This is a genomic window from Rhodosalinus sp., from assembly GCF_041685465.1.
In the GTDB taxonomy this organism is placed as follows: domain Bacteria; phylum Pseudomonadota; class Alphaproteobacteria; order Rhodobacterales; family Rhodobacteraceae; genus Rhodosalinus.
Genome location: NZ_JAWLFS010000165.1, coordinates 1 through 6,804 on the forward strand (window position 1 = coordinate 1; position 6,804 = coordinate 6,804).

Genomic DNA, 6,804 nt, shown 5'->3' on the forward strand with positions numbered 1-6,804 from the left:
GACATCGCCGCCGAAGAAGACGGGCGCCATCTGTGTCCAGCCGTCGGGATAGGTGGTGTTCTCGTAAAGCAGCGTGCCGGCTTCCATCTTGTCCTCGCCGGTGTAGCCGGTGAGGTAAGAGGCCACGTATTCCGCGCCCCCCATGCCCTTGAAGAGCTGGTTGATGCCGGTACCGTAGGGGCCGCTGAAGCCCGCGCGGGCCTTCGCCATGAGCGAGAGGTCGGGCGCGCCCTGGCTTTCGTTCGCGGGGAAGTGGTTGACCGGCTTCAGTTCCTGCACGTCTCCGGTATCGGGATCGACGATGTCCGGGTTGGCGGCCGGGTCGGCCACCATGAAGTCGGCAGCATAGGCCCGGACCTGATCCGCCGGCATTCCCGGCCCCGTCTCGTTCGACAGGGTGCGGATCGGCACGTGCTCGAGCCCGTGGCACGAGGCGCAGACCTGCGTGTAGACCTGCAGCCCGCGCTGGAGTTGCGCCTGGTCGTAGGTGCCGAACGGCCCCTCGAAGGAGAAGTCGTAGTCGGTCACCTCGCCCGCGCCGCCGGCGGCGAAGGCCCCGCTGCCGGCCACGGAGAGCGCGGTGGCAGCGGCGATGACGGTCGTTCTGAACATGTCTCGCGGTTCCTTTCGTTCGGCCCGGGTCACTCGGCGGGGGTCTCGACGGTCTTCGTCCCGCCGGAGGGCGCGAGGTGCTCCTTGAAGTCTTCCTCGATCGTCGCGGGCTGCGGCGCCGGCTTCTCGAAGACGCCGAGCAGCGGCATGATCACGAGGAAGAAGGCGAACCAGTAGGTGGCGCCGATCAGGGCGATGGTCGGGTAGATACCCTCCGCCGGCATGGCACCGGCCCACATCAGCACGAAGAAGTTCACGCAGAAGACGGCGAACCACCACTTGAACATCGGCCGGTAGCGGCCCGAGCGCACGCTCGAGGTGTCGAGCCACGGCACCAGCGCGACCACGATGATCGAGCCGAACATGGCCAGCACGCCGAAGAACTTCGCGTCGATGATTCCGCCGGTGATGAAGCTCGTGAACTGGACGATCCAGACCGAGTCGTCGAAGGCGCGCAGGATCGCGTAGAAGGGCAGGAAGTACCATTCCGGCACGATGTGCGCGGGCGTCACCAGCGGATCGGCCTCGATGTAGTTGTCGGGGTGCCCGAGGTAGTTGGGCATGAAGCCGACGATCGCGAAGAACACGATGAAGATCACGCCGAGGGCGAAGAGGTCCTTCATCACGAAGTAGGGCCAGAAGGGCACCGTGTCCTTTTCCGCCTCTGCCTTCGAGGTGCGGCGGACCTCGACGCCCGTGGGGTTGTTGTTGCCCGTCGTGTGGAAGGCCCAGATGTGCACGATCGACAGCCCGAGGATGATGAAGGGCATCAGGTAGTGCAGCGAGAAGAAGCGCTGCAGCGTCGCGTTGTCGACGGCCGGGCCGCCCTGCAGCCACACCAGCAGCGTGTCGCCCACGAAGGGGATCGCGCCGAAGAGGCCGGTGATCACCGTCGCGCCCCAGAAGGACATCTGGCCCCACGGCAGGACGTAGCCCACGAAGGCCGTGGCCATCATCAGGATGTAGATCAGGATGCCGATGATCCAGGTGATCTCGCGCGGTTCCTTGTAGGAGCCGTAGTAGAGGCCGCGCGCGATGTGCGCGTAGACCGCCACGAAGAAGAGCGAGGCGCCGTTCATGTGGATGTAGCGGAGCAGGTGCCCGCCGTTCACGTTCCGCATGATGTGCTCGACGCTGGCGAAGGCCATGTCGGCGTGCGGCGTGTAATGCATCACCAGCACGATGCCGGTGACGATCTGCAGCACCAGCGTGAAGGTCAGCACGATCCCCCAGATCCACATCCAGTTGAGGTTCTTGGGGGTGGGAATCATGATCGTGTCGTAGAGCAGCCCGACGATCGGCAGGCGCCGATGCAGCCACTTCTCGCCGCCGCTCGAGGGCTCGTAATGGTCGTGCGGAATTCCGGACATCGGTGCGCCTCCTTAGCCCAGCTTGATCGTGTTTTCGTCGACGAACTCGGCGACGGGAATATGCAGGTTCTCGGGCGCGGGGCCCTTCCGGATGCGCCCGGCACCGTCATAGTGCGAGCCGTGGCAGGGGCAGAACCAGCCCTTGTAGTCACCCGCGCCGTCGCCGATCGGCACACAGCCGAGGTGCGTGCACACGCCGATCTGCACCAGCCACTCGCCGGTGTTTTCCCCCTCGAACGGGGGCAGCGTGCGGTTGAGGTCGGTCGCGGGCAGATCGCCCTCCGCGTTGGGGTTGCGGGCTTCGGGGTCGATCAGGTCATCGACCTCCACCTCGCGCTCCGCCTCGATCTCTTCCGGCGTGCGGCGCCGGACGAAGACCGGCTTGCCGAGATACTTGACCGTGAGCTGCGAGCCGGGATCGAGCGTGGACACGTCGACGCGGATGGTCGACAGTGCCTCGACGTCGGCCGACGGGTTCATCTGGTCGACGAGGGGCCAGATCGCGGCGCCGGCCGTCACCGCCCCTGCGCCGGCCGTCGCGTAGTAGAGGAAATCGCGTCTGGTTCCCTGATGGTCCTCTGCGTGGGACATGCGGCTTCTCCATCTCTGGGCCGGCCCGGGCCGGGATCAATGGCACGCCCGACCGCGCAACGGTCCGGGCGTCATCGTGGTGCTATGTAGCGAGACGCAGGGGAGCCGTCCAGCGATACAATGCCGCGCCCCGGCACTGCGACAGCCCGCCATTGAGGGCCGGGCGCGGCTTGAGACCGGCGCGCGGCGGGCGTAGAGTCGCGGCGCCAGCGAAACGGAGCCAGCGCCGTGCGACACCTGATCGGACCCATCTTCACCGCGCTCTTGACCGGGGCGCTCGCCTTGCCCGCGGCAGCGGAGTTCGAGCTCGGCGTCTACTCGGGCTGGCAGACGGCACCCGCGAGCCGCGCCGAGGGCGATCGCCCCGGCGGCGGCACCTACAGCGAAAGCTTCGACTGGGAGGGGCGCTCCTTCGAGATGCCGCTCTACTACGGTCTGCGCGGGACATGGTGGACGGGCGAGCGCTTCGGCTGGGGCGTCGAGGGCACGCATACGAAGGTCTATGCGCCCGACGGCGCCCGCAACGCCGCCGGGTTCGACCGCTTCGAGCTTTCCGACGGCTTGAACATCATCACCCTGAACGCGCTGCGCCGCTGGCCGAATCGCTGGGCGGGACTGACGCCCTACGTCGGCGGCGGCCTCGGCTTCGCCATGCCGCATGTCGACGTGGCGCCCACGGGCGGCCCGCGTACCTATGGGTTCGAGGTGACCGGCCCGGCGGCGCGCGTCTTCGCCGGGGCGAGCTACGCGGTGACGGAGCGCTGGTCCGTCTTCGGCGAATATCAGGCGACCTGGTCCGACAACACGGCCGACCTCGACGGCGGCGGCTCGCTCGAGACGGAAATCGTGACCAACGCCCTGAACCTGGGTGTCAGCTACAGCTTCTGAGGGGGTGTCACGCCGCCGGTCGCGGGCCGACGGGCGGGGATCGCGGTGCGGGGAAGGCCGCGGCGGCCGGGTGCCGCACCGGCGCGGGCGGCGGCGAACGCGTCGCCGCAAGAGCGTCAGGCGGCAGGTGGTCGCGTGGCCGCCATCGAGGGGCGCTCCGCGAAGACGGCATACCAGTCGTCCAGCGCCCCGCGCCCCTGCCGCCAGTTGCGCCCGGGGTGGCGGAAATCGAGGTAACCCAGCGCGCAGCCCACGGCGATCTGGCCCATGTCGAGCCGTCCCGAGAGGTGGCTCATCCAGCGGGTTCCGAGCGCGTCGAGGGCGCGGGAGATCTTGTCCCACTGCGCGGCGAGCCAGTCCTCCGAACGGTGCGCCTCGGGCCGGAAGCGCGCCTCGTAGACCATGAGCACCGCCGCATCGAGGATGCCGTCCGCGGTCGCCTCGAGCGTCAGCACCTCCCAGATGCGGCTGTCCGGGTAGAGCGCCCCGCCGGCCCGGTCGTCGAGGTAGCGGCAGATCACCCGGCTGTCGTGGAGCGCGGGCCCGTCGTCGCGCGCGAGCGCCGGGATCTTGCCCAGCGGATTGGCCGTCGCGAGCCGCGGGTCGGTCGCCATCGGCGTCGTCGCGGTCGCGATCTCCTCGACCTCGTCGTCGAGGCCGAGCTCGCGGATCGCGACGCGCACCTTGCGCACGTAGGGCGAGGCGGCGGAGGCGTGAAGCTGAAGCATGGGGCGTCTCTCCGGACTAGGGGTGCAGGGTGCGGCGCGGCACCCGGCGCTGTCAACGCGGCGCGGCGGAGGGGGCGCTGCCCCCTCTTGGCCTGCGGCCAATTCACCCCCGGAGTATTTGGGCCAAGATGATGGGCGCGACGCAGTGTCCGGGCGTCGGGGAGGCTTCGTGACGGGCGCAAGGGACGCGCTGTCGGGCGCCGTGGAGGAGGAACTGCCCGCTCTTGGCCTGTGGTCAATTCACCCCGGGGATTCTTGCCGGGAAGAAGGGCCGGGTGCAGTTCCGTCGGGGCGCGTTCGTTGTTCAAGCCTGTGTCGCCGCCGCCGCGGTCGGCCCTGCGGTCGATACGGGCCGGTCAGGCGGTCAGGCGGGCGCTGTCGTGGCCGGTGATGCGGGCCGGGACGATTTCGCCCACGGGCTGATCGGCGCCGAACTGCACCTCGGCGAAGCCTTCGGTGCGCCCGCGCCGGGGGCTTTCCATCAGCGCATTCTGGCGCGTGCCCACCTGCGCGGCGAGCCAGGCCGCGCGGTGCCGCTCACCCGCGGCGCGCAGGCGGCGGGCGCGGTCGCGGCTCGTGGCGCCGTCCACCTGCGGCATGCGCGCGGCCGGTGTGCCGGCGCGCGGCGAGAAGGGAAAGACGTGCAGCCAGGTGAGCCCGCAGTCCGCGACGAGGCGGAGGGAGTTCTCGAACGCCGCCTCCGTCTCGGTCGGGAAGCCCGCGATGATGTCGGCGCCGAAGACCACGTCGGGGCGCAGGCGCCGCGCCTCCTCGCAGAAGCGGATGGCGTCGTCGCGCAGGTGGCGGCGTTTCATGCGCTTGAGGATCAGGTCGTCGCCGTGCTGCAGCGAGAGGTGCAGGTGCGGCATGAGCCGCGGTTCGGTCGCCAGCGCCTCCATCAGCGCGGGGTCCGCCTCGATCGAATCGATCGAGGAGAGGCGCAGGCGCGGCAGGTCGGGCACCAGCTTCAGCACGCGGCGTAGCAGGTCGCCGAGGCGCGGGCGGCCGGGCAGGTCGGCCCCCCAGCTCGTCAGGTCCACGCCCGTGAGCACCACCTCGTTGTAGCCCGCGTCGCGCAGGCGGCGGATCTGGTCCACCACGACGCCCGCGGGCACCGAGCGCGAGTTGCCGCGGCCGTAGGGGATGATGCAGAAGGTGCAGCGATGGTCGCAGCCGTTCTGGATCTGGACATGGGCGCGCGAGCGGGTGCCGAAGCCGTCGATCAGGTGATGGGCGGTTTCGCGCACGGACATGATGTCGTCGACCTGTACCCGCTCCGTGCCCGGGTCGCCGGCGAGCGCGCCCCAGGTCTCCGGGCGCATCTTCTCGGCGTTGCCGAGGACGTGGTCGACCTCCGCCATGGCGGAGAAGGTCCCGGGCTCCACCTGCGCGGCGCAGCCGGTGACGAGGATGCGCGCCTCCGGGTTGTCGCGGCGCAGGCGGCGGATCTCCTGCCGGGCCTTGCGCACGGCCTCGGCGGTCACCGCGCAGGTGTTGACCACCACGGCGTCGTCGAGGCCGGCCGCCTCCGCCATGCGGGTCATCGCTTCCGTCTCGTAGGCGTTGAGGCGGCAGCCGAAGGTGGTGAAGCGCGGCGCGCTCATGCCGGCGCTTCCAGGAACTCGGGCGTGAGCCGGCCGGAGAAGACATGCGCCGTGGGCCCGGTCATCCGGACCCCCTCCGCGCGCCAGTCGATCTCGAGCGTGCCGCCGTCGAGGACCACCGTGACCCGCGGCCCGGTGATCCCGCGCCGCGCCGCGGCCACCGCGGCGGCGCAGGAGGAGGAGCCCGAGGCCAGGGTGATGCCGGCGCCGCGTTCCCAGACGCGGACGCGCAGGCGGTCGGGGCCTTCGAGGCTCGCCACCTGCACGTTGGTGCGCTCGGGAAAGAGCGGGTCATGCTCGATCCGGGGCCCGAGCGCGGCGAGGTCGACGCCCTCGGCGTCGTCGACGAAGAAGGTGCAGTGCGGATTGCCCATGCCGGTCGCCGTGGGCGCCCCGTCGAGGGGCAGTTCCAGCGTGTCCATCTCGCGCGCCAACGGGACATCCTGCCATGTCAGCCCCGGCGACCCCATGTTCACCGCCGTGAGCGCCCCGCGCCGTTCGGCCGCGAGGACCCCGTGCGCGGTGGCGAGGCGCAGCGTGTCGCGGCCCATCTCCGCCATCAGGTGGCGGGCGATGCAGCGCGTGGCGTTGCCGCAGGCCGCCGAAGGCGAACCGTCGGCGTTCAGGAAGTCGAGCCGCGCGTCGGCATCGGCATCCGCGCGGATCAGCGCAAGCTGGTCGAAGCCCACGCCGCGGTGGCGGTCCGCGAGCGTGCGTGCGAGCGCGGGCGTCACCTCGACGGCGCGGGCGCGCGCGTCGATCACGACGAAGTCGTTGCCGAGCCCGTGCATCTTCATGAAGGGCAGACCGGTGTCAGCGCGGCGATCCATGTCAGGCCATATACGCCTCGCGGAGGCGGCTTTCCAGTGGCGCGCGGAGCGCGTGTTTCGGGGGTTGACCGCTCTGCGCGCTCTTTCTAGAAGCGCCCAACGTGGGCCGTTAGCTCAGTTGGTAGAGCAACTGACTTTTAATCAGTGGGTCGCAGGTTCGAATCCTGCACGGCTCACCACG

General features: G+C 70.1%; 7 protein-coding genes and 1 tRNA gene. 2 read left to right on the plus strand and 6 right to left on the minus strand.

The genetic code is table 11. The features are described 5' to 3' along the window. From ACESL7_RS11155 to petA, 3 genes are all read right to left on the minus strand, one after another. Positions 1-612: cytochrome c1 (locus ACESL7_RS11155; RefSeq protein WP_372893397.1), on the minus strand; the 612-nt coding region annotated here is incomplete at its 3' end. A 29-nt stretch (positions 613-641) separates the two neighbouring features. Next, positions 642-1,982 carry a cytochrome b gene (locus ACESL7_RS11160; RefSeq protein WP_372893398.1) on the minus strand — a complete coding sequence of 447 codons (1,341 nt, stop codon included), beginning with the start codon at positions 1,980-1,982 and terminating at the stop codon, positions 642-644. Positions 1,983-1,994: 12 nt separating this feature from the next. Further along, positions 1,995-2,573, minus strand: a complete 579-nt coding sequence (gene petA, locus ACESL7_RS11165) for a ubiquinol-cytochrome c reductase iron-sulfur subunit (protein ID WP_372893399.1) — start codon at positions 2,571-2,573, stop codon at positions 1,995-1,997. A gap of 228 nt (positions 2,574-2,801) precedes the next feature. Here petA and ACESL7_RS11170 point away from each other — a divergent pair, with 228 nt between their 5' ends. Further along, a complete protein-coding gene (locus tag ACESL7_RS11170; protein ID WP_372893400.1) occupies positions 2,802-3,461 on the plus strand; it encodes an outer membrane protein in 660 nt (219 codons plus the stop codon). Positions 3,462-3,577: 116 nt separating this feature from the next. On the opposite strand, the gene ACESL7_RS11175 is transcribed toward ACESL7_RS11170, so the two are convergent. From ACESL7_RS11175 to dapF, 3 genes are all read right to left on the minus strand, one after another. After that, on the minus strand, positions 3,578-4,189 hold the full coding sequence (locus tag ACESL7_RS11175; protein ID WP_372893401.1) for a glutathione S-transferase: 612 nt from the start codon (positions 4,187-4,189) through the stop codon (positions 3,578-3,580). A 356-nt stretch (positions 4,190-4,545) separates the two neighbouring features. Beyond that, positions 4,546-5,793 carry a tRNA (N(6)-L-threonylcarbamoyladenosine(37)-C(2))-methylthiotransferase MtaB gene (gene mtaB, locus ACESL7_RS11180; RefSeq protein WP_372893402.1) on the minus strand — a complete coding sequence of 416 codons (1,248 nt, stop codon included), beginning with the start codon at positions 5,791-5,793 and terminating at the stop codon, positions 4,546-4,548. Next, positions 5,790-6,623 (minus strand): diaminopimelate epimerase, encoded by an 834-nt coding sequence (gene dapF, locus ACESL7_RS11185; protein WP_372893403.1) that lies wholly within the window; start codon positions 6,621-6,623, stop codon positions 5,790-5,792. Before dapF ends, mtaB begins: the two co-directional genes overlap by 4 nt. 103 nt (positions 6,624-6,726) lie before the next feature. On the opposite strand from dapF, the gene ACESL7_RS11190 reads away from it, so the two are divergent. Further along, positions 6,727-6,802 (plus strand) — tRNA-Lys (locus ACESL7_RS11190). Positions 6,803-6,804: the final 2 nt, after the last annotated feature.

Excerpts from the sequence above, each read along its gene's own strand:
- ACESL7_RS11160 (WP_372893398.1), bottom strand. The coding sequence starts at position 1,982 with ATGTCCGGAATTCCGCACGACCATTACGAGCCCTCGAGCGGCGGCGAG.
- petA (WP_372893399.1), bottom strand. The coding sequence starts at position 2,573 with ATGTCCCACGCAGAGGACCATCAGGGAACCAGACGCGATTTCCTCTAC.
- ACESL7_RS11175 (WP_372893401.1), bottom strand. The coding sequence starts at position 4,189 with ATGCTTCAGCTTCACGCCTCCGCCGCCTCGCCCTACGTGCGCAAGGTG.
- mtaB (WP_372893402.1), bottom strand. The coding sequence starts at position 5,793 with ATGAGCGCGCCGCGCTTCACCACCTTCGGCTGCCGCCTCAACGCCTAC.
- dapF (WP_372893403.1), bottom strand. The coding sequence starts at position 6,623 with ATGGATCGCCGCGCTGACACCGGTCTGCCCTTCATGAAGATGCACGGG.